Annotated in this window: 21 protein-coding genes; 9 read left to right on the top strand and 12 right to left on the bottom strand. The window is 62.4% G+C overall.

Features of this window, described 5'->3' with window-relative positions; all coding sequences use genetic code 11:
• Positions 1-28: 28 nt before the first annotated feature.
• The 4 genes from ALTERO38_RS16145 to ALTERO38_RS16130 form a co-directional block, all read right to left on the bottom strand.
• Positions 29-790 (bottom strand): phytanoyl-CoA dioxygenase family protein, encoded by a 762-nt coding sequence (locus ALTERO38_RS16145; protein ID WP_159969004.1) that lies wholly within the window; start codon positions 788-790, stop codon positions 29-31.
• Between the two features lie 325 nt (positions 791-1,115).
• The gene (locus tag ALTERO38_RS16140; protein WP_159969003.1) at positions 1,116-4,772 is read right to left on the bottom strand and encodes an AAA family ATPase; all 3,657 of its coding nucleotides are present in this window, start codon (positions 4,770-4,772) and stop codon (positions 1,116-1,118) included.
• The gene (locus tag ALTERO38_RS16135) at positions 4,769-6,004 is read right to left on the bottom strand and encodes an exonuclease SbcCD subunit D C-terminal domain-containing protein (protein WP_159969002.1); all 1,236 of its coding nucleotides are present in this window, start codon (positions 6,002-6,004) and stop codon (positions 4,769-4,771) included. Before ALTERO38_RS16135 ends, ALTERO38_RS16140 begins: the two co-directional genes overlap by 4 nt.
• Positions 6,005-6,986: 982 nt before the next feature.
• Positions 6,987-7,856: a YafY family protein gene (locus ALTERO38_RS16130; RefSeq protein WP_159969000.1), complete on the bottom strand. Its 870-nt coding sequence runs from the start codon at positions 7,854-7,856 to the stop codon at positions 6,987-6,989.
• 315 nt (positions 7,857-8,171) lie between these two features.
• Here ALTERO38_RS16130 and ALTERO38_RS16125 point away from each other — a divergent pair, with 315 nt between their 5' ends.
• Positions 8,172-8,387 (top strand): hypothetical protein, encoded by a 216-nt coding sequence (locus tag ALTERO38_RS16125; RefSeq protein WP_102837874.1) that lies wholly within the window; start codon positions 8,172-8,174, stop codon positions 8,385-8,387.
• A gap of 17 nt (positions 8,388-8,404) precedes the next feature.
• Here the strand turns inward: ALTERO38_RS16125 and ALTERO38_RS16120 are convergent, their stop codons facing one another.
• Genes ALTERO38_RS16120 through ALTERO38_RS16105 form a run of 4 tightly spaced genes read right to left on the bottom strand, consistent with a single transcriptional unit; the run spans position 8,405 to position 11,005 of the window.
• The gene (locus ALTERO38_RS16120) at positions 8,405-9,730 is read right to left on the bottom strand and encodes a sensor histidine kinase (RefSeq protein ID WP_159968999.1); all 1,326 of its coding nucleotides are present in this window, start codon (positions 9,728-9,730) and stop codon (positions 8,405-8,407) included.
• Positions 9,727-10,392 (bottom strand): response regulator transcription factor, encoded by a 666-nt coding sequence (locus ALTERO38_RS16115; RefSeq protein WP_102837872.1) that lies wholly within the window; start codon positions 10,390-10,392, stop codon positions 9,727-9,729. The genes ALTERO38_RS16120 and ALTERO38_RS16115 overlap by 4 nt, the downstream gene beginning before the upstream one ends.
• Positions 10,392-10,697, bottom strand: coding sequence for a PepSY domain-containing protein (locus ALTERO38_RS16110; protein ID WP_102837871.1), 306 nt, complete (start codon positions 10,695-10,697; stop codon positions 10,392-10,394). The genes ALTERO38_RS16115 and ALTERO38_RS16110 overlap by 1 nt, the downstream gene beginning before the upstream one ends.
• Positions 10,697-11,005: a PepSY domain-containing protein gene (locus tag ALTERO38_RS16105; protein WP_148926840.1), complete on the bottom strand. Its 309-nt coding sequence runs from the start codon at positions 11,003-11,005 to the stop codon at positions 10,697-10,699. The genes ALTERO38_RS16110 and ALTERO38_RS16105 overlap by 1 nt, the downstream gene beginning before the upstream one ends.
• Positions 11,006-11,168: 163 nt before the next feature.
• Between ALTERO38_RS16105 and ALTERO38_RS16100 the strand changes: the two genes are divergently transcribed.
• Together ALTERO38_RS16100 and ALTERO38_RS16095 are read left to right on the top strand one after the other, a co-directional pair.
• On the top strand, positions 11,169-11,528 hold the full coding sequence (locus tag ALTERO38_RS16100) for a copper-binding protein (RefSeq protein WP_159968998.1): 360 nt from the start codon (positions 11,169-11,171) through the stop codon (positions 11,526-11,528).
• Positions 11,529-11,634: 106 nt separating this feature from the next.
• Positions 11,635-11,901: a PepSY domain-containing protein gene (locus ALTERO38_RS16095; protein WP_159968997.1), complete on the top strand. Its 267-nt coding sequence runs from the start codon at positions 11,635-11,637 to the stop codon at positions 11,899-11,901.
• A gap of 10 nt (positions 11,902-11,911) precedes the next feature.
• Here ALTERO38_RS16095 and ALTERO38_RS16090 read toward each other — a convergent pair whose 3' ends face one another.
• The 3 genes from ALTERO38_RS16090 to ALTERO38_RS16080 all read right to left on the bottom strand — a co-directional run bounded on the left by ALTERO38_RS16090 (position 11,912) and on the right by ALTERO38_RS16080 (position 15,517).
• Positions 11,912-12,184, bottom strand: a complete 273-nt coding sequence (locus ALTERO38_RS16090) for a GMC family oxidoreductase (RefSeq protein ID WP_218581731.1) — start codon at positions 12,182-12,184, stop codon at positions 11,912-11,914.
• 583 nt (positions 12,185-12,767) lie between these two features.
• Positions 12,768-14,579, bottom strand: a complete 1,812-nt coding sequence (locus ALTERO38_RS16085) for a thiamine pyrophosphate-requiring protein (protein ID WP_159968996.1) — start codon at positions 14,577-14,579, stop codon at positions 12,768-12,770.
• Between the two features lie 158 nt (positions 14,580-14,737).
• Positions 14,738-15,517 carry a thioredoxin family protein gene (locus ALTERO38_RS16080; protein WP_159968995.1) on the bottom strand — a complete coding sequence of 260 codons (780 nt, stop codon included), beginning with the start codon at positions 15,515-15,517 and terminating at the stop codon, positions 14,738-14,740.
• 181 nt (positions 15,518-15,698) lie between these two features.
• Between ALTERO38_RS16080 and ALTERO38_RS16075 the strand changes: the two genes are divergently transcribed.
• The 3 genes from ALTERO38_RS16075 (at position 15,699) to ALTERO38_RS16065 (ending at position 18,104) form a co-directional block, all read left to right on the top strand.
• Positions 15,699-16,580 carry a pseudouridine synthase gene (locus tag ALTERO38_RS16075; protein ID WP_159968994.1) on the top strand — a complete coding sequence of 294 codons (882 nt, stop codon included), beginning with the start codon at positions 15,699-15,701 and terminating at the stop codon, positions 16,578-16,580.
• Between the two features lie 262 nt (positions 16,581-16,842).
• A complete protein-coding gene (locus ALTERO38_RS16070; RefSeq protein WP_159968993.1) occupies positions 16,843-17,619 on the top strand; it encodes a DNA-formamidopyrimidine glycosylase family protein in 777 nt (258 codons plus the stop codon).
• Between the two features lie 59 nt (positions 17,620-17,678).
• Entirely contained in the window at positions 17,679-18,104 is a 426-nt protein-coding gene (locus ALTERO38_RS16065) for a DUF192 domain-containing protein (RefSeq protein ID WP_159968992.1), read from the top strand.
• Positions 18,105-18,259: 155 nt separating this feature from the next.
• Here ALTERO38_RS16065 and ALTERO38_RS16060 read toward each other — a convergent pair whose 3' ends face one another.
• Positions 18,260-18,727 carry an Lrp/AsnC family transcriptional regulator gene (locus ALTERO38_RS16060; RefSeq protein WP_045430192.1) on the bottom strand — a complete coding sequence of 156 codons (468 nt, stop codon included), beginning with the start codon at positions 18,725-18,727 and terminating at the stop codon, positions 18,260-18,262.
• 239 nt (positions 18,728-18,966) lie between these two features.
• On the opposite strand from ALTERO38_RS16060, the gene ALTERO38_RS16055 reads away from it, so the two are divergent.
• From ALTERO38_RS16055 to ALTERO38_RS16045, 3 genes are all read left to right on the top strand, one after another.
• Positions 18,967-22,437 (top strand): indolepyruvate ferredoxin oxidoreductase family protein, encoded by a 3,471-nt coding sequence (locus tag ALTERO38_RS16055; RefSeq protein WP_159968991.1) that lies wholly within the window; start codon positions 18,967-18,969, stop codon positions 22,435-22,437.
• A gap of 179 nt (positions 22,438-22,616) precedes the next feature.
• Positions 22,617-23,708, top strand: a complete 1,092-nt coding sequence (locus tag ALTERO38_RS16050; RefSeq protein ID WP_102837862.1) for a Glu/Leu/Phe/Val dehydrogenase dimerization domain-containing protein — start codon at positions 22,617-22,619, stop codon at positions 23,706-23,708.
• Between the two features lie 105 nt (positions 23,709-23,813).
• Positions 23,814-25,217, top strand: coding sequence for a sodium-dependent transporter (locus ALTERO38_RS16045; RefSeq protein ID WP_102837861.1), 1,404 nt, complete (start codon positions 23,814-23,816; stop codon positions 25,215-25,217).
• The last annotated feature ends 173 nt before the right edge of the window (positions 25,218-25,390 follow it).

The following is a 25,390-nucleotide window of genomic DNA, read 5'->3' as shown; positions in this document are numbered from 1 at the left end:
ACCCGGGGGCTTGGCGCAGCGAACCGGCTCAATCGTACTCCGACGGCTCATGCTCACCGAGCAGGCGGCGCTGCCTCGGTGTGGCCGCGGCGATCACATCCGGGTTGAATCGCCACTGCAGATAGGGCGAGAACTTCTGCGCCACCATCCGCCTCCCGTAATGCATCTGCAGCAGATAGCGGCTGCGGTCAGTCGTGCGATTGCGGCTGCCGGCGTGCCAGAGGTCGCTGCGAAACAGCAGCACGTCACCGGCTTCGCAGAGTACCGGCTGTGCTTCGCGACCTTTCCAGTGCGTTTCGCCCGGGCGAGGCTTGCGACCGGCCCGGTGGCTGCCGGGTATCACCAGGGTGGGGCAGAGGTCGGCATCGATCCGGTCGAGATAGAGGTGTGCCGTGCAAACTTGCATCGGCAGGTCGAAGTCAGGGGCTTGCACCACCTGCTCGGGTAGCTCCATGGCGAGGTAATCGGCATGCAATTCACCGCCGACAAACCCCGGATGGCTGCGCCAGGCTGTATGCCCGATGACATGGCAATCCTCGCCAAGACAGGCTTCCGCCAGTTCGATCACCCCAGGAAGATCCAGCAAGGGCAGCCAGAACGGGTCGCGGTTGAACACGCACTTGTAATGGTCATCGACCAGCCCCTGATAGTCCCAGTGGATTGGCTCGAGGCGATCAATGGCCGCGCGTACCGCTTCGACCTGTTGCGGCGTCACGATGCCACGCAGCAACACGAAACCTTGCTTGTGCATGGCCTGCAACTGCTCGGTGGTGCGGCTGGTGCCTGGCATGGTGTCCGGATTCCGTGACGTTCAGAACTGTCGACAGCTTGTTGAAAGCTTGGGTTCATAAGCTGCCTGCGTCTGTGACGACCTGTCGTCACAGCAGGCGCACGGCCACAAGCGGTGAGCCCGTTTCATCCCTTCTCGTGCGAACCTCGGCGCGCAGCCACAAGCGGCGTCTGCCGGGTTCGCTTTCAGCCTGCTCACGGCGGCGCGATGCTGCTCGAGCGTCGACATGTCTGCTTCGGCCAGCTCGTGCTAAGGGCGTTCACAAGCGCTGCTGGCTCACTGCAAGCAAGGCGCATTGCACCTTTGCCACCCGATTTGCCTAGTCCTAGACGCCCGCTCCGCCGACGATCTTCAATCCGCTCTGGCCGTTGCCCTGCCGTTGCACCTGGATCTGCACCGGGATGCGCTCATGCATTTCGGCCACATGGGAAATCACGGCGACCTTCCGGCCCTGAGCCTGCAACGAATCCAGCGCGTCCATGGCGATCTGCAGAGACTCCGGATCGAGGCTGCCGAAGCCTTCGTCGATAAACAGCGATTCGATCTTCAGCTTGCTCGACGCCATCGAGGCCAGGCCCAGCGCCAGGGCCAGAGAGACGAGAAAGGTCTCGCCGCCCGACAGTGAATGCACCGAGCGCAGCTCATCACCCATCTCCGTATCCATCACCAGCAACCCCAGCGGACTGCCGCCGCGCTTGAGCCGATAACGGCGAGCCAGCTGGCGCAACTGCACATTGGCGTGCTGCACGAGTAAGTCGAGGTTGTAGGCCTGGGCGATCTTGCGGAAGGCGCCGCCATCGCTGGAGCCGATCAGCGCGGCGATGCGGCCCCAGCGTTGGCTTTCAGTCGTGGCATCGGCGATTTGCTGAAGCAAGGCCTGGCTTTGGTTGCGTCGGCGATCATCGTCGAGCAGCGCGGCGCGGGTCTCGGTGGCGCGCTGCTCGGCGCTCTCGCAGCTGGCTTGCTGAGCGCTGAACTGTATTTCCAGGGCGTCGGCGTCCGGTGGGTTCGGCTGCCCGGCTTGATGCTTCTGCAATCGCTGCTCGCAGCCGTCCAGTCGCTCGCGGCCACGGGCAAGCTGTTCGGTGTTGGCGCGCAGGCGCTCCCGCGCCTCGGTGAGCAGGGTGTCGTCCAGCTGCAGTAATTGCTCCAGGGTCGCATCGTCCAAGTCAGGGTGAGACGCGCGCCAGGCAGCGAGCTCCTCACTCAGCACGCCGCGTTCGGCCAGCATTTCGTCGCGGCGTTGGCTGCAGTTGTGCTGCTCCCCAGCTAGGCGGGTCAGTTCAACTCGCGCCTCGTTCAACTGCTGGTCGACCTCGGCTTGTTGCTGGCGAGCAGTCTGGATTGCGCTGTCGAGGTGCTGTTGCCAGGCCTGGGCGCTGGGTTGCTCGCCAAGACTGTCGTTCAGCGCGAGCCGACAGGCCTGCTCGCGGCTCTCCAGCTCCGCGAGCCGGTCGGTGCAAGTCTTGTGCTGCTCCATTCGATGCTGTTGTTGCAGTTGCTCGCGCTCCAGTGCGGTCTGGCGCTGCTGCTGTTCCTCGGCCAATTCCGATTGCTGATCGACCTGCTGGCGCCGGGCTTCAACCTTGCCGTCCAGCAGCATAAAGGTCTCGGCCGGTTTGTCCCGCCAGCGTTCGAGCATGGCTGTCGGCAAAACCTCAGCGAATTCGGCCAGCTCTTCCTCAAGCCGTGCGTCATCGCGGACGATGGCGTCGCGCTGTGCGGCGAGCATCTGTGTGGCCTGAACACAGGTGTCACGTGCACTCTGCCAGGCACCCTGCAGAGTCTCGGTTTGCTGTTGCAACTCCAGCAGCTCGCGCTGTCGGTTATTTGCCCCTGCGATGTCGGACCTAAGCGAAGCTATGCGGCTGTCGAGCCAGGTTTGCTGTTCTCCTTCCGCCTGGTTTTGCAGTTCTACGTAGACGGGCAGCTCTGCCAGTTGAGCATCGAGCTTGGCCAGGTCGCCGGTGAGTTCCGCTTGCCGTTGTGCGTTCTGCTTGATGCCGGTGGTTAGCGCAATGTGCTGGTCACGCAGGGCTTGCAGCTTTTCGTCCTGGGCCTTGAGTTGCAGTTGCGCGTGCTCGGCTTCACGCTCGTCCTGTTGATCGAGCGCGGCAATCAGTGCCTCGCCGTCGTGCCAGGGATGCTCGGTGCTGCCGCAGACACTGCACGGCTCGCCCGGTATCAGCGCGGCACGTAAGGCCTCGACGTTTGCGCTACGGGCCAGACGCTGCCGATCCAGTAACGCCTGCACGACCTTCAATGCTTTTTCTGCATCGTCACGCTCGACACGGGCGAGCTTGCCCGCGTCGGTGAGCCTGTTCAGCTCGTCTTGCTGACTGCTCTGTTCGCTCTGTAGCGTGCGTTGCTGGCCGGTTAACTGCTGCTGGCGGGACCAGAGGCCATGCAGGCTTTCGAACCCGCGCTCGGTTTCACGAAGCGTTCCAATGCGCGTCGTCAGTTGCGCAAGTTGCTCGCCAAAGCCTGGTTCACCACCGATCTGCTTTTGCAGCGCGTCCAGAGCAGCTTTTGCCTTGGTCTGCGCCGCTTCGGCGGTTTTGGCAGCGGCTTCCAGTGCGGGCAGTTCTCGTCGGCCTTGCTGTAGTCGAGCGGCGATCTGTACGGCCTGTTGCAGGCGCGGCCGGTAGCCGCTCCAGGCCGCGCAAAGCGGTTGCAGTTCGGCGCTGGTGGCGAGTTGGTCGGTCAGGATGGAGAGCTGTTGAGCGGCCCGCTCTTGATGTTGGCGTAGCTGGGCGAGCGTGAGTTCACCCGTTCTGCTCGCTGTTTCAGCCTGTTCGGCCTGTTTCTGGGCGTCGCGCAGATCAGTGCGAAGATGGCTGAGACGCTCCTCTTCACGGCGCGCTGCAGCCAGTCGCGGTTCGGCTGCTTTCAACCCATGCTCGGCGGCTTTCAGCGCTTCGGTAGAAGCCCGGCAGGCCTGTTCCAGCGTTTCGAGGCGTTGTTGTACGGCGGCGTGCTCCCGGGCGTGACGGGCAAGAGTTGCCTCGACCTTGGCTACCAATGGAGCCAGTTCGCGCTCACGGATAAATCGATGGCGTTGCGGCGCCAGCTGCTCGAACAGTCCGAGGATGCGCCGGGCGTCTGCCAGATTTTCCTGTTCTTCCTCAGCCTCGGCGAGTTGCTGCTTGGCAGCGTCACGCTCTTGTTGCAAGCGCGCCATATCCTGCAACCACTGGCGTTGCTGTTTGAGCGCTTCGAGACCTTGCTGCAGGTCTCGAAGCTCGGCTTGTTGCTCCGAAGACTGAACTTCGAGCGCCTGACGCGCCTCGGCGTCTATTGGCTGTACGCCGCCGGCCTGTTGCTGCAAGGCGGCAAGTGCTTCGCGGGCGCGTTTGGCTGCTTCGAACGCCGCCTGGCCCAGGCGGCTATAAAGGCCGGTGTCGGTGAGCTTTTCCAGCAGCGTGCCGCGGTCGTTGTCATCGGCCTTGAGGAAAGCGGAAAACTCGCTCTGCGCCAGCAGCACGGCACGGGTAAATTGCGCCAGGGTGAGCCCAAGTTTGGCTTCAAGCAGCTCTTTGAATTCCCGTTTTTTGCCGCTGGCCAGCAGCTGGTCGCGGTCCAGGTCGAGCAGGCTCTGGCTGCTGGCCTGCAGTTTGCCGTCAATCTTCTCCTTGGCGCGCCTGACCTCCCAGCGGGCGCGGTAGCGGTGGCCGTCGACCCCGACGAAATCCACTTCGGCATAGCCGTTGGCGCAGCCCCGTCGCAGCAGGTTGCGTTCATCGCCGCTGCCGATCTCATCCTTGCCGTCCGGCACCTTGCTCAACAAGGAAGCGCCGTCGAGCCTCGGCGTGCTGCCAAACAGCGCCAGACACAGGGCATCGAGGATGGTGCTCTTGCCTGCGCCGGTGGGCCCGGTGATGGCGAAGAGACCGGCGCTGGCAAGCGGATCGGCGGTGAAATCGATGACCTGTTCACCGGCCAGCGAGGCGAGGTTCTTCAGGCGGATGGCGAGGATTTTCATCGCGTGTCTCCTTCACCGGCAAACTCGACGCCTTGGAGCAGGCTGGCAAAGTCCTCCAGCGCCTGATCGTCGGGCGGATTGCCGAACTGTTCCTCCCAGGCGCGGGCAAAGAGCTCTTGCGGGGTGATCTGGTCAAGGCCGAGCAGCACTTCGGATTCAGTCTCGCCCCGTGTTCCCCGGTATTCGCTGGCGATGCGGACCAGCCGGCAGGCCTTGCCCGTGATGGCGGTTTCGATGCGCTGGCGCAGGTCCGGCAACGGCTCGTCGAGCTGCACCCGTACTTCCAGCCAGGGCAGGTTCTCAGCGAACAGGCCCAGCGGCGGCAACGCTTCAAGCTGGCTGATCACTTCGGCCAGCGGGGCGCGGCCGATGCGAATCATCTCCACCGCGCGAGGCACGGGCAACGGCTCGACGCCGGCGAGCTGATCGCCATCGAACTCCACCAGCAGGACCTGATGTGGGTAATTGATCTCGCCGAAGGACAGCGGCAGCGGTGAGCCGCTGTAGCGGATGCGCTCCTGCCCAGCGACTTTCTGCGGTTTGTGCAGGTGGCCAAGGGCAACGTAGGCGATGGGCTCTGGAAATAGGCTTGCCGGCAGGGCTTCGGCATTGCCGATGACAATGTTGCGTTCAGAATCCTCCGAGACTGCCCCTCCAGCCATGTGCGCGTGGCTCATGGCGATCAACGTCTGGCCTGGCTGGCGCTGCGCCTCGGCGGCGGCGATCAGGTGTTGGTGCACGTGGCGGATGCCGAGCATGTAGTCATCCCCTGCATCGCCCCCGGTAACTTCGGCCGGGCGCAGGAAGGGCAGGGCGAGGCACCATCCAGCCACCTGGCCCTTCGCGTCGTGCAGCGGCACCAGCAGCCGGTCATGGTCGAGCTGGTTTTCGGCGATCCAGCTGATACGGCCAATGGCGTGGGCATTGAGGCGTCGCATCAGCGGCCCGGGCAGCTCGATACGGCCGCCAGAGTCGTGATTGCCGGCGATCATCACGATGTCCAGCTGCGGCAGCTTTTCATGGGAACGCACGATGAAGTCGTAGAGGCGCTCTTGTGCTTTCAGGGGCGGGTTTACCGTGTCGAAGATGTCGCCGGCGATGAGCAGGGCGTCGGGCTGCTGTGCGATCAGCTGGTCGAGCAGCCAGGCAAGAAACTGCGCGTGTTCGTAGTCGCGGTCCTGGCCATGAAGGGTCTGGCCGAGGTGCCAGTCGGAGGTGTGGATCAGGCGCATACGCACGGCCTTCTTACGGTGGATTGGCGGTTAAGCGCGATTGGAATCAGCCCTCCAGACGCAAAGATCTCGCGATGCCTCTGGGTAGGTTTTTGTAGGAGCGAGCTTGCTCGCGAAGGTCTTTGGCCTGGGATACTCGGGTCTGTTGTCGAGGTTTGCTGAAGCATGGGTTTCGCCCTGCTGGGCGAGTCACTTTTTCTTGTGTGGCCAAGAAAAAGTAACCAAAAAGAAGGCCACCCCTGCATCCGGGTTTTGCTTTGCAAAACTTCCCTCGCTCCGGCGCCGCTCCGGGGGGCGTCGCGAAGGGACATCCATGTCCCATCACTCCTCGCTCGGCATCCATGCCTCGCGTCCCCCTGCGCAGCACCTGCGCTCGGCCTTCTGAAGGGGAATCGGGTCCGAGCCGCCTGAAAGATCGTAAACAGTGAAACAAAAGAGCTTTGCTTGTTTGCTGACGAGGAAGTTGCCAGACGCCGCCCGGCGCCGGTCTCAAATCGTACGGTGGGTAACGCGAAGCTTACCCACCGTTTTTCGTCGGCAAAGTTCGATACCAAACGCTGCGAATAGCTGCGCAGAGGGGCGAGCGGCATGGATGCCGCGAGAGCCGTGAAGGGTCGGGGCCGCCGTCGGCAGGGATGGCCCTTGCGCGGCGACCCTCGGAGTAGCGATGGAATGAGGGAAGTCGAGCGAAGCGAACCGGGGACGCCTAGTCCGGTGCAGGGGTAAGCGTTTTTGCTTATTTTTGAGGGGCCGGCCATCCGGGCGTCTGGAAAAAGTGACTCGCCCAGCAGGGCGAAACCAATGCTTCGGCCAGCCGGGCCAATCGAGTGTGAGCACGGAGCGAAAGCCAGCGAGGCGCCGTGCAAGGCGCAACCTGCCGGTCGGGCTGAGAAGGGCGCTACGTCGTATGCGCAGTTCTGCGCCTGCTGCTGATCGCGAGCAAGCTTGCTCCTACGCAAAGCGGTATGAGTCGCCAACCCCATCAATACAACCACGCCTTCAACCCCTGCAGATTCCTCACCTGAATCTGCTGCGCCGCCGCATTGGCCAACACCGTATTCGGATCGATCTGATACCGCTGCAACACGTACTGCACCAGCGCCCCACGCGTGGCGATGCGCAGCTCACCGTCCTGCATCCCGTAGTCGGTTTCGATGATCGCCTTCTGCTCAGCGCTCAGCCGTACATCCGGCTCGATGACCACATCTACCTGCGTGTTCCAGGCCTCGTCCTGCTCGGCGCTGTTCTCGCTTGGATCCATCAGATCCGGCTCGCCGCGAAAACGGCTAAGGACGAAATCGCGGAAGCCCCGGTTCTTCTCGCAATAGGCACGAACATGCCAACGGGTGCCAGTGAATACCAGCGTGTGCGGCGCCATCACCCTGATCTCGACGTCCGGATGGGCGAGGGAGACGTACTCGGTTTCCAGCCGCAGCCCTTCACGACAGGCCTTGAGAATCGGGCGCAGCACCTCGGGTCGGATGCTGCGGTCGGGCATGTGCAGCACTTCAGTGTGGGCATAGGCCAGGGCCAGGCCTTCAATGTGCGGGGCGCGGTCGCGGTTCTGGTCGAGCAGGTGAAGATAGGCACTGGCACTGCCGTCAATGAACAGCGGCTCGAACTGCGGGCTCGGCTTGTAACCCTTCAGATGACGGTCATATGTAAGGTTTTTCGGCGCATGCTCGTTCAGGTAGGTGTTGATGTCCTTGGAGGCCTGCTGCCGGCTGATGCCAAAACTCTGCATCAGATGGCCCGTGGTCAGGCGGCCTTCCCACCAGGCAATGGTCTCGATCAGTCGGTAACGCAGTGCCAGATCCCAGCGAACCTGACTGATCGATTGCTTGCGTTTCATGCGCGCCCCATCTGTTGGAAAAGTTTACGTGCGACTATCGGGTGACTCGACGTGTCGCGCGAAGCTACATATATTCAGGGCGTACTTCAAGCGAGCAGATAGAGGAACGCCCATGAGCCTGTTACTGAATGCGCTGATTTTTTCGCTCACTGCCTTTGCGGGGATGGGCGTTCTGGCTTGGCTGGCCTACGGTGCCAACGAACGGAAGTGAAGGGTGTTTACAATTTTGTAGTCGGTGAACGGTCATCCGATGAGTGGTTGGAATCCCGAGTGTAAAGCAGGGTCTTTGTTTCAGACCCAGCGCACGAGGCCCCCATGAAAACCCTGTCCCGTCACCTTGCCGAAAACTTTCCGGCTGATTACAAGACCCGCGTAGAACCGCAAGAAGACGGTTACCTGGTGGTCCGTGTCGGGTATCCGCTCAACGGCACCGAGGCCACTCGGGTGATGGCAGGCCGGCATGTTCAGAACGGTCTGCTGGTCGAGACCATCCTGGAAGACATGCGCAACGAACTGGCGCGCGTCCAGTAACCCACCTCGCGTCACCGCTACGATCTTTGGCTGTATACCCCAAGCCGGATGCGTACGCACAGCCCTCCAAGCTCGCTCTGCTCAAGTGACAGTTCACCCCGCCAGGCGGCCAGAATATCGCGCACGATGCCAAGTCCGAGACCGTGCCCTTCGGCATGTTCATCGAGGCGAGTTCCGCGTTCCAGCACGGCTTCTCGACGCGCTTCAGGGATGCCCGGCCCGTCGTCATCGACCGTAATGAGATAGCCGTCATCCAACTGCTCGATCTGCAGCCGCACCTCGGATCGGGCGAACTTGCAGGCGTTGTCCAGCAGGTTACCGAGCAGCTCGAGCATGTCCTCGCGGTCCCACGGTAGGCGGCAGTTCTCGTGGGTATGCCAGCGCAACTCGAGGTCTCGACGATGGATCATCCTCAGTGTTTCGAACAGCGGCGCAAGCTCTTTGGCGCAGTCGAAGTAGCTGCCAGGCAGGACCTCACCGGCCAGGCGGGCGCGCCCCAGTTCTCGGCTGACCCGCTGCTGAATCTGCTCTAGCTGTTGCTCAAGGTTGCGCTGCAGGTCCGGATGCGCTGCCAGTTCCTCGTGTCTGACCAGGCTGCCGAGCACCGCCAGTGGTGTTTTCAGCGCGTGACCGAGATTGCCCAGCGCATGACGTGAGCGTTTAAGAGTGTCGTCGGTGTGTGCCAGCAGATGATTGATCTGTTCCACGAGGGGTTGCAGCTCGACCGGCGCCTGGACGTCCAATTGCTGACGCTGCCCCTGCTGCAGCTGCGCAATCTGCTGGCGCGCGCGTTCCAGCGGGCGCATGGCGAGCTTGACCGCATAGCGTTGCAGCAACAGCAACACCAGCAGCGCCAGGCTGACCAGTCCCAAACCACTGAGCCTGACCTGGGCGAAGCTGTTGAGGGTGGGCGTGTAATCCTGGGCCACGTTGATGGTGATGGTTTGTCCGTCGCGCCGATAGGTCGCTCGATAAGCCAACAGCCGCTGATCCTGTGGGCCGTCCAGCAGTTCCTCGGCCATGCCGTTGCCAGCCGGCCAGGCCGGTTCGGCGTCCCACAGTGAGCGGGATCGCCAGCTGCGGGCCGGCAAGTCGATGCGGAAATAGTGTCCGGAAAATGCTCGCTGATAACGAGGGTTGAGCCGGCTCGAATCGAGCACAAACCCCTCAGGTCCCTGAACCACAGCCATCAACAGGCCTTCGGTTTCTTCCCTTAGATCGGTGGCCAGGTTGCGCCGCAGGCCGGATTCGAACAACCAGAGGCTGCTCTGGACCAGCAACAGTCCGACCAGCAGCAGCACCGAGATCAGTCCGACACTGAGGCTGCGCTGAATCGACTTCAAGCGGCGCCGCCGAAGCGGTAACCCTGGCCGCGGCGGGTTTCGATCAGCTCGCGACCGAGCTTGCCGCGCAGCCGATTGACATGCACCTCGATCACATTGGAGTCGCGCTCGGTTTCACCGTCGTAAAGATGCTCGGCCAGCTGGGTTTTCGACACCAGCTGACCGGGGTGCAACATGAAATACCGCAGCAGACGAAACTCGCCGGCGGTCAGTTCGATGTCATGGCCGTCCTTGTGGCAGCGCTGGCGTGCTTCGTCCAGCGCGACCCCGCCTGCTTGCAGCAGGGGCTGGTTGGCCACGCCATGGGCGCGCCGCAGCAGCGCCTGGATACGCAGCAGCAGTTCTTCGGGATGGAAAGGTTTGGTCAGGTAATCGTCGGCCCCGGCTTTAAGTCCTTCGATGCGCTCGGCCCATGAGTCACGGGCCGTCAGAATCAGCACCGGCGTCCCCAGGCCACGCCCTCGCCAGGCGCGTAGCACTTCCAGCCCCGGCTTACCGGGCAGGCCAAGGTCCAGAACGATCAGGTCATAGGGTTCGCTGCTGCCCTGGTAATCGGCATCGCGACCATCGGCCAGCCAGTCAGTGGCGTAGCCCTGGCGTGTGAGGGTTGCGATCAATTCGTCGGCCAGCGGCACATTGTCTTCGACCAATAACAGACGCATCAGTCTTCTTCATCCTTGAGCAGCCGCCCGTCACGCGCGTCCAGTTCCAGCTCGCGGGCAACGCCGTCTGCAGTCAGTAATTCGATTTCGTAAACGAAGATGCCATCCTCTTCTTCCAGTTCGGCTTCCAGCAACCGAGCGCCGGGATGACGCTCCATTGCCTGACGCAACAAACTTTCCAACGGTAGGATCAAACCCTCGTGACGCAGCCGCAGGGCTTCATCCTGATCGAGGTCGCGGCTCGCCGCCGGGGTGGCAGCGAGCAGCAGGGCCAGCGGAAGGGTGAAAAGAATGGCGGGTCGCATTAGTCGTCCTGATGGTCCTTGAGGACTTCGCCGGTCTTGGCGTCGAGCTCTACATCCCATTCCACACCTTTGTCGTCACGCAATTCAACCTGATAGATGTGGCGACCGTACTCTTCTTCCAGTTCGGTATCATCGATGGTGGCGCCAGGGTGCTTGGCAAGGGCGGCTTCGTTCAGTTTCTCAAAGGATTGAATGGTGCCCGCATCGCGCAGTTTCAATGCTTCGTCCGGTCCCAGGTCGCGGGCCATGGCCAGGTTGGCACCAAGGGCGAGGGTGGCTGCAGTGATCAGAGTAGTCAGTGTTTTCATGGTTTCGTTTTCCTGTGTGGGTTTCGACGATTCACAGGTTACGAGGCGCGGCTTACGCGAAACTGAACGGCCGGCTGTGGAGCGAGGCGACGGTGACCGCCAGCATTTACCTCGTGGGCATTGTCCAATTGAGCGTACGTCTACCAGTTTCGGGAGGTCTGCCATGAAGCTGCTTCATTGCGTCACCGTGAGCCTGTCACTGCTCGTTTCACCCGTATTCGCCCAAGACCTGCTCAAGCCGCCCACACAGGTCGATTCGCCGACCATCAACGGCGGCCCGGCCACCGACATCGTGTCCGAGCCGGTGGTGCACGCCGAAGGTCGAATCGAAGCCATCGGCCCGGACAAGGGCGTTGTCACCATCGCCCATGAGGCTGTTCCCGCCCTCAAGTGGCCAGCGGCGACGATGGACTTTCATGCTCGCCGCGAGCAGCTCGACGGCCTGTCGGTGGGCGACCGCGTACGCATCAGTTTTCAGGCCGAGGACGATGAAGCCGCGCTGGTGTCCATCGATAAGCGCTGAAACGCCGGTACCAGACGGATTCGGACTGAACCCTGAGCGGATGATCCGGCTCCTATGAACAGGGCCGCGACGCGGCCCACCCTGTTCACTGAAGAAAGGATCGACCATGTACCACAAGAAAATGACTGCTGCGCTCGCCATCGCTGTACTGGGTTCCGCGAGCGGCGTTGCGCTGGCGGATGAGCCAGGCGAGGGCTGGATCACCTTCGAACAGGCCATGGAAAAGGCCAAGGCCGCCGGTTATACCGAGCTACATAGCCTGGAGGTCGACGACAAGAGCTGGGAAGGCACCGGCCTTAAAGCCGACGGTAAGAAGTACGAGTTCCAGATGGAAGGCAAGACCGGCAAAATCATGCTGGATGAGATCGACTAATCGTCGAACTCTACCGCTCGCCACGCGCTGCCAGGTCGCGGATGCGATCGGCAGTGCGGCAGGCGATGGCCTGAATGGTCAGCGACGGGTTTACCCCGCCTGAAGTCGGAAATACTGAGCCGTCGCAGACCCACAGGTTGCGGATGTCCCAGCTGCGGCAATCCGCGTCGACCACGCTGCTAGCAGGATCGCTGCCCATCCGCACGGTGCCCATCAGATGCGCCGTACCGTCCGCTTCGCTCCAGTTGTTTTGCGCTGCTATGCCTTCCAGTCCTCGGCGCATGAAGTCACGGCATATTCGTCCTGACGCTGATAGTTGTCGCTCATCGACCAGCTGAGGCGCGCAATCGGCAGCCCGTACTGATCTTTCTCGTCTGCTAGGGTGACTTGTTTCGCGCCTGCGGCAGAGTCTCGCCGACGACCTTCACCCCTACCGAAAGTCGTCCGCCGTGTAGGCATATTCCCCTGCTGCGACATCACCCAGCGGCAGCCGTCCTCTAGCACCTAGCACCTAGCACCTAGCACCTAGCACCTAGCGGCTGAGCTGCTCGCGCAGGCGCACATCGTCGTAGCTGGTGAAACCGCGCGGCTATAGACGGCGACGTACTCACGACGCATGCCCAGCAGTTGCGCCAGCGCAGCTCCAGCAGCCGCGTCTTGAGGTCCCAGAGCGCTGTGTCCACCGCTGATATGGACTAGGCAGGCCCGAACGGCCTTGCGCACGCCTGCCCAGGGTCACTCGTTGAGCTGGCCCATGGCGAGCGCACCCGCACCGTCGGCAGGTCGCTAAGTGACCCTAGACTAGCCGCACCAGCGATGCGTCGGCATAGGTGTAGCCCAACCCGGTCTGGCCGCCGGCCGCGCAATCATTCCCGGTCCTTGCCCTTGTCCGCCTTGTGCCCAGGCAGCAGCTTGCTCAGCACCTGCTTGGCCGACTGCTTGATGATTCCCGCTTGGTCGGGATCGCCATGCAGCAGCACGGAGGCGTACTGTTTTGCCTGTTCCAGTTTGATGTGCGGTGGCAGCGGCGGTACGTCCGGGTCGGTCTTGAATTCGATCACCACTGGCCGATCCGCCGCAAAGGCCCGGTCCCACGCTGCCGCCACCTGATCTTCACGGTCGACGTAGATACCGATCAGTCCAATGGATTCGGCAAAGCGGTGGTAGGGCACGTTGGGAATGTCCTGCGACGCCTCGAATTTAGGGTCGCCCTCCATCACACGCTGTTCCCAAGTGACCTGATTGAGGTCCTCGTTGTTGAACACGCAGCAGATCCACTGGGAGTTTTGCCATTCCTTCCAGTACTTGGCTACGGTGATCAATTCGGCCATGTTGCTCATCTGCATGGCGCCATCGCCGACCATTGCCACCACCGGGCGGTCCGGGTGAGAAAATTTCGCAGCAATGGCATAGGGCACCGCTGCACCCATCGAGGCCAGCCCGCCGGACAGTGAGCCCATCATGCCGCGGCGCATCTTCACATCGCGGGCATACCAATTGGCGCAGGAGCCCGAGTCGCTGGTAACGATCGAGTAATCCGGCAGCCGTGGTGACAGTTCGAAGGCAACGCGCTGCGGGTTGATCGGGTTGGCCTCGACCAGGGCACGCTTCTCCAGCACACTTTCCCAGTCCATGCGCCACTCCTCGACGCGCTTGCGCCATTTGCGCTCGGTCTTCTCTTGCAGCATGGGTAGCAGCGCGCGAAGGGTTTCAGCGGAGTCGCCCTGGAGATTCACTTCCATGGGATACCGGATGCTGAGCATGTCCGCCTTGAGGTCGATCTGGACACCACGAGCTTGACCGACCTCCGGCAGGAATTCGGAATAGGGGAAGCCCGAACCGATCATCAGTAGCGTGTCGCATTCTGTCATCAGCTTGTAGCTCGGTTCCGTGCCCAGCAATCCGATAGAGCCGGTGACCCACGGCAGATCGTCCGGTACGGCGGCCTTTCCGAGCAGCGCCTTGGCAACCCCGGCTCCGAGTTTCTCGGCCACGGCAATGACCTCATCGGTGGCATTCAAGGCACCAGCGCCCACCAGAATGGCCACCTTTTCGCCTGAGTTGAGCACCTCGGCGGCACGCTGAAGATCCGCTTCGTACGGCACTATCTTTGGCCGGGTGTAGCCGATACCGGAATGCACGGCCCCGTGGGCGCGCGGTGGCTCGCTGTACTCGGCGTCTTGCAGGTCGCTGGGCAGGATGATGGTGGCAACCTTGCGCTCGCCCACTGCGGTGCGAATCGCCCGGTCGATCAAGTGCCGAACCTGCGCTGGCGCACTGGCCTGCTCGACGAACGCACCGGACACATCCTTGAACAGCGCCGGCAGGTCGATTTCCTGCTGGTAGTGGCTGCCCAGTGAGGTGCGCGATTTCTGGCCGGTGATTGCCAGCACCGGCATGTGGTCCAGTCGCGCGTCGTAGAGACCGGTGATCAGATGCGCTGCACCTGGACCGGATGTGGCGATGCAGACACCCAGCCCGCCGTTGAATTTGGCGTCGGCGGAGGCCATGAACGCGGCCATTTCCTCATGTCGGGCTTGAATGAAACGGATCTTTTCGTTGGAACGATTCAACGCACCGAACACACCGTTGATGCCGTCGCCGGGGTAGCCATAAATGCGGCGCACACCCCATTCATAGAGGCGTTCAACTACGTAATCACCGACTGTCATTGCCATGGAAACCTCGCTTGGTCTGGGCGTGTTCGTTCAGACACAAGGGGCTGGACGCTGCGCAACGAGGCGGCCCTCGCGACCCGAATGCCTGAATGTTCACGTCTGGACCGGAGAGGGTGGCGAGGGTTTCCCAGAGATTCGTCTGACTGACCAGCGAGCCTTCAGTCGGGGTGGCAGCACGGCGTCGAGGCCGGCTCGGCTGCAACGGCACGCCCGGTTGCATCGACACTGTCATCACTGCCATAGCGATCATGGTGGCGCACCCAGTCGGTCAGGTTGTGCCGAGGGCCGTTCTCGTTGCGCCCCTTGGGTGTCATGTCGAGCAGCACGTAGCTACCGAGCAGCTCCTCGGCGCCGCGGCCGTAGGCAGAAAAGGTGTGAAAGACGCTGCCATCGTCATCCCGGTAGAACACGCTGAACCCCGACAGCTCTTCACAGACGTACGGCTGCCACACGTAATTGTGAAAGACCTGGCTGTCGACGATGTCCTGCGGCTCGAAGGACACGTGAAAGTCGCGGTTGAAATCGCTTCCAGCCGAGGACAGCCAGCGGAAATGCCAGCCCATTCTTTTGCGGTAGGCCTCGAGCATATTGAGCGGCGCCCGTGAAACAGCAGCAAAGCTGACATCGTGATGGGTGAGGTGCTGCAGCGCACCCTCTACGTGATCCATCTCGAATGAGCAGCCGACACAGCCTTCGGTCCAGTCCGGGCCGAACATGAAATGCTTGATGATCAACTGGCTGCGACCTTCGAACAGGTCCGCGAGCCGGACCGGTCCTCGTGCCTCATGGAACATGTAATCCTTGTCCACCTTTGTCCAGGGCAGCTCACGACGGGCGGCGGCAAGCGCATCGCGCTGACGGGTGACCTGCTTTTCGTGAACGAGGTGCGCCGCGTGTGCCGCGAGCCACTCCTGACGGGAAACGATTCGATGAGTCATCTTCGGTCTCCTTGCGATGGGACACTCATTTACGAGCTGTCACTGATGGTCGACTCGCGACTGCTCGCCTCGACAACCTAAGTCGATGCCGACCAGGATTACGACGAATGGGACTCTGTCGCGGCTCGGCTGCGCTGTTGAAGTATCATTGCGCCTCTCCGCTCAGACGGTCGCCATGCCCATGCCCGCCCCAGACGCTCGCAGCACATTGCATCTCCCCCAAGGCAACTGGGCGACGGTACTCGAATGCCTGTGCGCGCATTTTCCGGCAATTGATCGCGAAACCTGGGCCGATCGCTTCGCGCGGGGGCGCGTACTTGGCGCTGACGGGCAGCCGCTGGAGGCGACGCGTCCTTATCAGGTCGGATTGAAGGTCTACTACTTTCGCGAGGTGCCGGACGAGAAGCCGATTCCCTTCGAAGAGCAGATCCTGCACCTCGACGAGCACCTGCTGGTGGCGGACAAGCCGCATTTCCTGCCGGTGATGCCGGCCGGGGAGTACGTCAACGAAACTCTGCTGGCGCGCCTGAGCAAGCGCGTGGGCAATTCGAATCTGGTGCCGATTCACCGCATCGACCGACTGACGGCCGGGCTGGTGCTTTTCTCCACCAATCCCGAAAGTCGCGGCCGCTACCAGGCGCTGTTCCGTGAACGCAAAATCGAAAAACGCTACGAAGCGATCTGTCCGGCGCTGCCCGGTCTAGAGTTTCCACGGTGCGAACGACTGCACATGGTCGATGGTGAACCCTTCTTCCTGATGAAGCGCGGCGATGGCGAGCCCAACAGCGAGACCCGCATCGAGGTGCTCGAAAAGCACGGCGAGCATTGGCGCTATGCGCTGTATCCCGTTACCGGACGCAAGCATCAGCTGCGCCTGCAGATGGCCTCGCTGGGCGCGGGCATCTGCAACGACCCCTTCTACCCTGAACTGCTGGAACGCGGTCGCCGCGATCAGGATGACTACACTAACCCGCTCAAACTGCTGGCGCGTGGCCTGGAATTTCGAGATCCCCTGACCGGTGAACCGCGTTGTTTCGAGAGCCGCTTGCAGCTGGATTGGTAGACCGTTCCGCTAGCCTACGGTGGGCGGTATGGGCCTGTTTGTGGGCGCGAGCTTGCTCGCGAATCTGTGGGACACCATCGCAGAAGCTTCGCCAGCGATCAGGCTCCGAAAGGATTGGACTGTATCTCGCACAGCTGGAGGTGTCTTGCCGCCTGAGCGCAGCAAGTCTCGACGGTCCCTGCACCATCCTCGAACGGGTGGCTGGCACCATCTCAGCCGCCCCTAGTCGATATCGGTAACACCCAGCCGAAGCGATATCGCCATGCCCGAAGGTCCATCGATCGTCATCTTGCGAGAAGAAGTCTCTGCATTTACCGGCAAACCCATCGAGCGCGCCGAGGGCAGCGCCAAAATCGACAAGGCGCGGCTGGTGGGGCAGACGGTGCGGTCGTTTCGCAGCTGGGGCAAGCACTTCCTAATCGAGCTGGATGATGTCTCGCTGCGCATTCATCTGCTGTTGTTCGGCAGTTATCGGATCAATGAGCGCAAGGAGTCGGCGCCTCGTCTGAGCCTGGGTTTCCCGAACGGTGAATTGAATTTCTACGGCTGCTCGGTGCAGTTCATCGAAGGCTCGCTGAACGAAGCGTACGACTGGGGTGCGGACGTCATGAGCGACGCCTGGGACAACCGCACAGCGCTGAAGAAACTGCGCAAACGGCCGCAGATGCTGGCCTGCGATGCGTTGCTGGATCAAACGCTGTTTTCCGGCTCTGGCAACATCATCAAGAACGAGGTGCTGTTTCGTACCCGCATCCATCCGTTGTCGCTGATCGGCGCTCTGCCAGCGCCCAAGCTCAGGGAGCTGACGCGTGAGGTTCGCACCTACAGCTTTGAATTCCTGCAGTGGAAGCGCGAGGGCGCGCTTAAAGCGCACTGGCTCGCGCACACCAAAACCACCTGCCCGCGCTGCAAGATTCCCTTCATTCGGGCCAAATCGCTCGGCCGCAGCAAACGGCGAAGCTTCTTTTGCGAGCGTTGCCAGAAACACTACGGCGACAGCGATCAGGTTGCGGTCGAAGCGCCGGCTGACAATGAATGAAGACCCGGCGTTGTATGCTTCTCACCACGCTGCGCTTAACCATCAGAGGCCGATCATCGATGCGTATTGTGTTACTGCCGTTTCTCGTTGCCGTGGTCGGGCCAGCCATCGTCCATGCCAGCGAGCCATTGCTGGAACTGCAGGTTGGTGACGCCAGGATCGAGGCCGAGTACGCCCGCTCTCCCGCTGAACGTGAACGCGGCCTGATGGAGCGCACCGAGATGGCTGCCGACCACGGCATGCTGTTTCGCTTCGATGACTTTCGTCGTCACTGCCTGTGGATGAAGAACACACCGCTACCACTGTCAGCGGCGTTCATGGACGAGCAGGGACGCATCGTCGATTTGATCGATCTGGAGCCGTTGAGTAAGGCGATTCGCTGCTCAAGCGAGCCGGCCCGCTATGCGCTGGAGGTCAATCAGGGATGGTTCGTACGCAACGGGATCGAGGTTGGCGAGCCGGTGCGCGGGATACCGGGCGAGTAGCCGTTCACGCTGTGATACGGCGTGACGCCTCTGTTGCGGTTGAATGCTGGTGGAAAAGGCTGTGGTCGTTTTCCACCCCACGTTGGGCCGGCGCTGCGCCTGTAGGGTGGATAACGGCTCTGCCTTATCCACCGATTGTTCCGCCGTGACTGCCATCAATCCAGCGGCAATTCCGTGGTCCGCTTCACCTCACTCATGGCGATATGCGAGTGAGCCTCCTGCACATGGGGGCGTTGCAGGAGCTGGTCGCGCAGGAAACGCTCGTAGCTGTCGATGTCCTTGGCCACCACCTTGAGCAGGTAATCCGATTCGCCGGCCATGGTGTGGCACTCCAGCACTTCGGGATAACCCACCACGGCGCGCTCGAATTCGTCGAGGTTGCTGCGCCCGTGAGCGGACAGCTTGATGTTTACGAACACCGTCATGTTCAGCCCGAGCTTCTTGGGGTTGAGGAGGGCGACCTTGCGCTCGATCAGCCCTTCTTCCTGCATGCGGTGGATGCGTCGCCAGCAGGGTGATTGCGACAGCTCGACCTTTTCCGCGACCTCGGCGGCGGAGAGGTCAGCGTTGTGTTGCAGCAGCAGCAAAATCTTGCGGTCGATGCTGCTCAGAGGCGTCTGCATGGTTGTTCTCATTTTGTTGTTGTTAGTGAATGGATCATGCACGCGATAGCGCTTACACCGCAAAAGTAGAAAGAAAATCTCTCCTTGTCACAGCCAGAATTTATCCAACGCGCAACGGTGGGGTGATCCCCTGCCGGTCGCTGGCGTGGGACGGCTTACCGTGCAGCTACCCACGACCTTGTTAGGCGGACGACGTAAAGCGTCGTCCAGACTCCGATAAAAACAAACAGGAGCGCCACATGTCACTGGCCGAGATCCGCCTGGATGACAAGTACCGGCTCGCAACCGGACATCTGTACCTCACCGGCACCCAGGCGCTGACCCGTCTGCCCATGCTGCAGCATCAGCGCGACCAGGCTCAGAACCTGAATACCGGTTGCTTCATCTCCGGCTACCGCGGCTCGCCATTGGGCATGCTGGACAAGAGCCTCTGGGACGCGCGCGATTTCCTCAAGCAGAACGCCATCCATTTCCAGCCGGGCCTCAACGAGGAACTGGCGGCGACGGCGGTCTGGGGCAGCCAGCAGACCAACCTGTTTCCCGGCGCCAAGTACGACGGCGTGTTTGCCATGTGGTACGGCAAGGGCCCGGGCGTAGACCGCTCCGGTGACGTCTTCAAGCACGGCAATGCCGCGGGCGTTTCGCCCCATGGCGGCGTGCTGCTGCTGGCCGGTGACGACCATGGCTGCAAATCCTCGACGCTGCCGCACCAGAGCGAACACGCCTTTATCGCTGCCTCGATCCCGGTGCTGAACCCGGCCAACGTTCAGGAGATTCTCGACTACGGCATCATCGGCTGGGAGCTGTCGCGCTATTCCGGCTGCTGGGTGGCGCTCAAGACCATTGCCGAGAACGTCGATTCCTCCGCCGTGGTGGAAGTCGATCCGCTGCGGGTGAAGACACGCATCCCCGATGACTTCGAACTACCCGAAGACGGCGTGCACATTCGCTGGCCGGACCCGCCGCTGGCGCAGGAAAAACGCCTAAATCTGTACAAAATCTACGCCGCGCGCGCATTCGCACGGGCGAACAATCTCAACCAGGTCATGCTCGACTCGCCGAACCCGCGCCTGGGGATCATCACCACCGGCAAGTCCTATCTCGACGTGCGCCAGGCGCTGGACGATCTCGGTCTGGACGAAGCACTGTGCGCCCAAGTTGGCCTGCGGGTGCTCAAGGTCGGCATGAGCTGGCCGCTGGAGCCGGTTTCGGTGCATGAATTTGCCCAGGGCCTGGACGAGATCTTGGTGGTCGAGGAAAAGCGCAGCATTCTCGAAGACCAGCTCACCGGACAGCTCTACAACTGGCCGCTGGACAAGCGCCCGCGGGTGGTGGGTGAGTTTGACGAGCACGGCACCTCGCTGCTGCCGAACCTCAGCGAGCTGACCCCGGCGATGATCGCCCGGGTGATCGCCAAGCGCCTCGCGCCGATCTACACCAGCGACAGCATCCAGGGGCGCCTGGCCTTTCTCGCCGCCAAGGAAAAGGCCCTGGCCGCGCGCAATTACGACACGGTGCGCACCCCGCATTACTGCTCCGGTTGCCCCCATAACACCTCGACCAAAGTGCCCGAAGGCAGCCGCGCCTCGGCCGGCATCGGCTGTCACTACATGGTGCAGTGGATGGACCGGCGCACCGAGACCTTTACCCAGATGGGCGGGGAGGGCGTGAACTGGATCGGCCAGGCGCCGTTCACCGACACGCCGCACATGTTTCAGAACCTCGGTGATGGCACCTACTTCCATTCGGGCAGCCTGGCAGTACGCGCCGCGGTGGCCGCCGGGGTGAACATCACCTACAAGATTCTCTACAACGATGCCGTGGCCATGACGGGCGGCCAGCCCATCGACGGCGAGCTGCGCGTCGACCAGCTCAGCCGGCAGATCTTTCACGAGGGCGTCAAGCGCATTGCTCTGGTCAGCGACGAGCCGGACAAGTACCCGACTCGCGATACCTTCGCGCCGATCACCAGCTTCCATCACCGCCGCGAACTGGATGCCGTGCAGCGCGAGCTGCGCGAATTCAAGGGCGTCTCGGTGATCATCTATGACCAGACCTGTGCCACCGAGAAGCGTCGTCGGCGCAAGCGCGGCAAGCTGGAAGACCCGGCCAAGCGCGCCTTCATCAATCCGGCGGTGTGCGAGGGTTGCGGCGATTGCGGTGAGAAGTCCAACTGCCTCGCCGTGTTGCCGCTGGAAACCGAACTGGGGCGCAAGCGCGAGATCGATCAGAACGCCTGCAACAAGGATTTTTCCTGCGTCGAGGGCTTCTGTCCGAGCTTCGTCACCGTGCATGGTGGCGGGTTGAGTAAGCCCGAAGCCGTAGCCGGCGGTATCGAGGCGGCGACATTGCCCGAGCCGCAGCATCCGTCGCTGGAGCGGCCTTGGAATGTGCTGATCCCCGGCGTTGGCGGCAGCGGCGTGACCACCCTTGGCGCGCTGCTCGGCATGGCGGCGCACCTGGAAGGCAAGGGCTGCACCGTGCTCGACCAGGCCGGTCTGGCGCAGAAATTCGGCCCGGTGGTCACGCATATCCGCATCGCCGCCAAGCAGGACGATATCTATGCAGTGCGCATTGCAGCCGGTGAAACCGATCTGCTGCTGGGCTGCGATCTGGTGGTCGCCGCCGGTGACGATTCGCTCACCCGCCTCAATGATCAGATCAGCCATGCGGTGATCAACAGCCACGAATCGGCGACCGCCGAATTCACCCGCAACCCCGATGCCCAGGTGCCGGGCAAGGCCATGCGCGAAGCGCTGGTCGATGCGGTGGGTGCCGAAAAGACTCACTTCATCGATGCGACTTACCTGGCCACCCGACTGCTCGGCGATAGCATCGCGACCAACCTCTTCCTGCTGGGATTTGCCTATCAGCAAGGGCTGTTGCCGCTGTCTGCCGAAGCCATCGAGAAGGCTATCAGCATCAACGGAGTCGCTGCCGAGTTGAACCAGCAGGCCTTCCGCTGGGGCCGCCGCGCATCGCTGGAGCGTGAGGCTGTGGAGAAACTGGCGCGTCCGTCTGAATTGGTGGAACCGCTGTGCCAGACCCTGGAAGAGATCGTCGACTGGCGTGTGGATTTCCTCACTCGTTACCAGAACGCCGCCTATGCCAAGCGGTATCGCGCCAAGGTGGAGCAGGTGCGGGCGCTGGATACCGCCGATGATCTGGCGCTGTCCAAAGCCGTGGCGCGTTATTACTTCAAACTGCTCGCCTACAAGGACGAGTACGAAGTTGCGCGGCTGTACAGCGAGCCGGAATTCCGCCAGCAGCTCGAAGCGCAGTTTGAAGGCGACTACAAGCTGCAGTTCCATCTGGCGCCGGCCTGGTTGGCCAAGCGTGACAGCACCACCGGCGAGCCGCGCAAGCGCGAACTCGGCCCTTGGGTGCTGAACGCCTTCAACGTGCTGGCGAAGCTGAAGTTCCTGCGCGGGACGCCGTTGGACGTGTTCGGCTACGGCCATGACCGCCGCGTCGAGCGCGAGCTGATCAGCGAGTACGAGCGCAACCTCGACGGCCTGCTGGCGCAACTGAAGCCGAGCAACTACCGCACCGCTGTGGCCATCGCCGCGCTACCGGAACTGATCCGTGGCTATGGCCCGGTGAAAGAGCGCTCCATTGCCAAGGCACGCCAGCAGGAAAAGGTGCTCAAGGAGCAGCTGAACCGCGGCGACGAGGTGCAGACCGTGCGGCTGTTCGAACCGGCGGCCTGACCGCTGGCGCTGGGCGCTCGTCGAGCGGGCCAGAGTTGTTCGGTGGGCTTCAGCCCACCATTGATTGATGGCGTAAGCGTCGAAAGCTCTCCGCGAAGTGCGCCGGATAGGTCGCACAGAAGATTCGAAGGGGCCTGAATAGCAGGGCTCTCAAACAGAACAACAAAGAGGAATCCGCAATGTCCGTTTTCACCCATCCCGATTTCGATCACCACGAACAGGTCGTCTTTTGCCACGACAAGGCATCGGGGCTGCGCGCGATCATCGCCATCCATGACACCACGCTCGGCCCGGCGCTGGGCGGCTGCCGGATGTTCCCCTATGCCAGTGACGACGACGCGGTGCGTGACGTGCTGCGTCTGTCTCGTGGCATGACCCTGAAATCCTCGCTGGCCGGGCTCAAGCTTGGCGGCGGCAAGGCGGTGATCATCGGCGACCCGCACGCCGGCAAGAGCCAGGCATTGCTCCACGCCATGGGTGATTTCGTCGACAGCCTCGGCGGACGCTACATCACGGCGGCCGACTCGGGCACCGGTGAGCCGGAAATGCAGGCCTTCGCCCAGCGCACCCGCCACGTTATCGGCGCCACACCGCGCACCACGCTCGATGGCACTATCGCCAGCGGCGACCCGTCGCCGTCCACGGCACTCGGTGTGTTTGTCGGCCTGCGCGAAGCAGTGCGTCAGCGCCTCGGTCGGGACGACCTGACTGGCCTGAAGGTCGCCATCCAGGGCGTCGGGCATGTCGGGCTCGGGTTGGCTCGTCATCTGAAGGACGCCGGCGCCGAGCTGTGGGTCTGCGACATTTTCGATGCCAACGTGCAGCAATCCGTCGAAGAGCTGGGCGCCAACGCGGTGCGGCCACACGACATCTATGGCCTGGACGTAGATGTGTTCGCGCCCTGCGCCATGGGCGGCATTCTCAACGCCGAAACCTTGCAGAGCCTGCGTGCCCCGGTGATCGCCGGGGCGGCGAACAACCAGCTGGCGAGCCCGGAAATAGGCGTCGAACTGCAGCGTCGCAATCATCTCTACGCGCCGGACTACGCCATCAATGCCGGCGGCATCATCGACGTCTATTACCAGCGCATCGGCGGCAGCCCGGCACAGACGGACGCGCACGTTCGAGGCATCGCTGAAACCCTGCGCGAGATCTTCGAGCGCGCCGCCAGCAGTGGTGAGTCCACGTCGGTCGTCGCCGATCGGCTGGCCCAGGAGCGCCTCGGCGGCCAGCACGCGGTGCAGAAGCACCCACAGCGCCTGCAGGCGTAACGAGCATGAGGGCGGCCCAGGGCCGCCCGTTTTGTTTTCGGCAGCCCGAGTTGTTCTGCCGAGCATGTGCAAATCCCTGACAAAAACAACAAGCAGGAATCCGCAATGACTGACAAAAGCAGCATTGCCGCCGGCTCTCTCGGTGGCGTTCATACTCAGCAAAGCGCGGCGCGTGGGCTCTGGTCCTCACGCTGGGTGTTCTTCCTGGCCGCCACTGGCTCGGCGGTCGGCCTGGGCAATATCTGGAAGTTCCCCTACATCACCGGTGAGAACGGCGGCGGCGCCTTTGTGCTGGTGTACCTCGGCTGCATTCTGCTGATCGGCATTCCCTTGCTGATGGCCGAAGTGATGATCGGCCGTCGTGGTCGGCAGAACCCCGATGACGCAGTGGCGCGACTGGCGCGTGAGGCCGGCGCCAGTACCCGGTGGCGCATTGCCGGTTGGCTCGGGGGATTGACCGGTTTCCTCATTCTCAGCTTCTACCTGGTGGTGGCTGGTTGGGCGCTGTCCTATGTGCCGACCACGCTCAGCGGCGCTTTCGGTGGTGTGAGCGGTGACACCAGTGGTGAGATGTTCAATGGCCTGTTGGCCAGCCCGATGCGGCTGATCGTCTGCGGCACGCTGGTGCTGGCAGCGACCATGCTGATTGTCGGCTTTGGTGTGCGCGGCGGGCTGGAGCGCTCGCTGCGGTTCCTCATGCCCGGTCTGTTCGTGCTGTTGCTCGGGCTGGTTGGCTATGCTGCTGTGACGGGCGAATTCCTGCAGGCGCTGGAATTTCTGTTTGTGCCGGACTTCTCCGCGCTGACTGCCACCAGCGTGCTGATCGCGCTGGGTCACGCCTTCTTCACGCTCAGCCTCGGGGCAGGGGCGATGATGGTCTATGGCTCCTATCTGCCCGAAGGCACCTCGATTGCGAAAACCTCCGTGCTGGTGGCGCTGGCTGACACCGTCGTTGCGCTGCTGGCCGGTATGGCGATCTTCCCGCTGGTGTTCGGTAATGGTCTGGAGCCGGGCGCCGGCCCTGGGCTGATCTTCGTCACCCTGCCCATCGCCTTCGGCCAGATGCCGCTGGGCCAGGTGGTCGGTGGGCTGTTCTTTGTCATGCTGGTGATCGCCGCACTGACCTCGGCCATTTCCCTGAGCGAACCGAGCATCGCCTGGATGACCGAGCGCTTCCGCATGAGCCGTACTAAGGCGGTGCTGATCAGTGGCGGCCTGCTCTGGCTGCTGAGCCTGGGCAGCGTGTTCTCCTTCAACCTCTGGGCGGACTACCAGCTGTTCGGCAAGACCTTCTTTGACAGCCTCGATTATCTGACGACCAACTGGCTGATGCCCTTGGGCGGCCTGATGACTGTGCTGTTCACCGGCTGGGTGATGAAGGAACAAACGGTACGCGACGCCATTGGAATTCGGGACGGTGGACTGTTCCGTGCATGGTGGGTGCTGCTGCGCTTCGGCACCCCGCTGGCGATCGTCCTGGTGTTTCTCAACCTCAGCGGGCTGATCTAGGAGGCTCTTGCGCTGAGCCCGGTGCGTCGAAACCGGAGTTAAAAAAGGTGTGGTGCGGCGAGCTGTCGCACCGAGCCGTCAGGTTTTCGTTACGCAGCAAATGACGCAACCTCGTAGCCCTGCGCTCGCAAAGGGCCGTAACGAAATCCTTCCAGGCTGAGCATCCCGAAGTC

The sequence above is a fragment of the Pseudomonas sp. 9Ag genome, assembly GCF_902506445.1.
Classification (GTDB): domain Bacteria; phylum Pseudomonadota; class Gammaproteobacteria; order Pseudomonadales; family Pseudomonadaceae; genus Stutzerimonas; species Stutzerimonas stutzeri_AB.
This window is presented reverse-complemented; position numbering and strand designations above follow the sequence as displayed.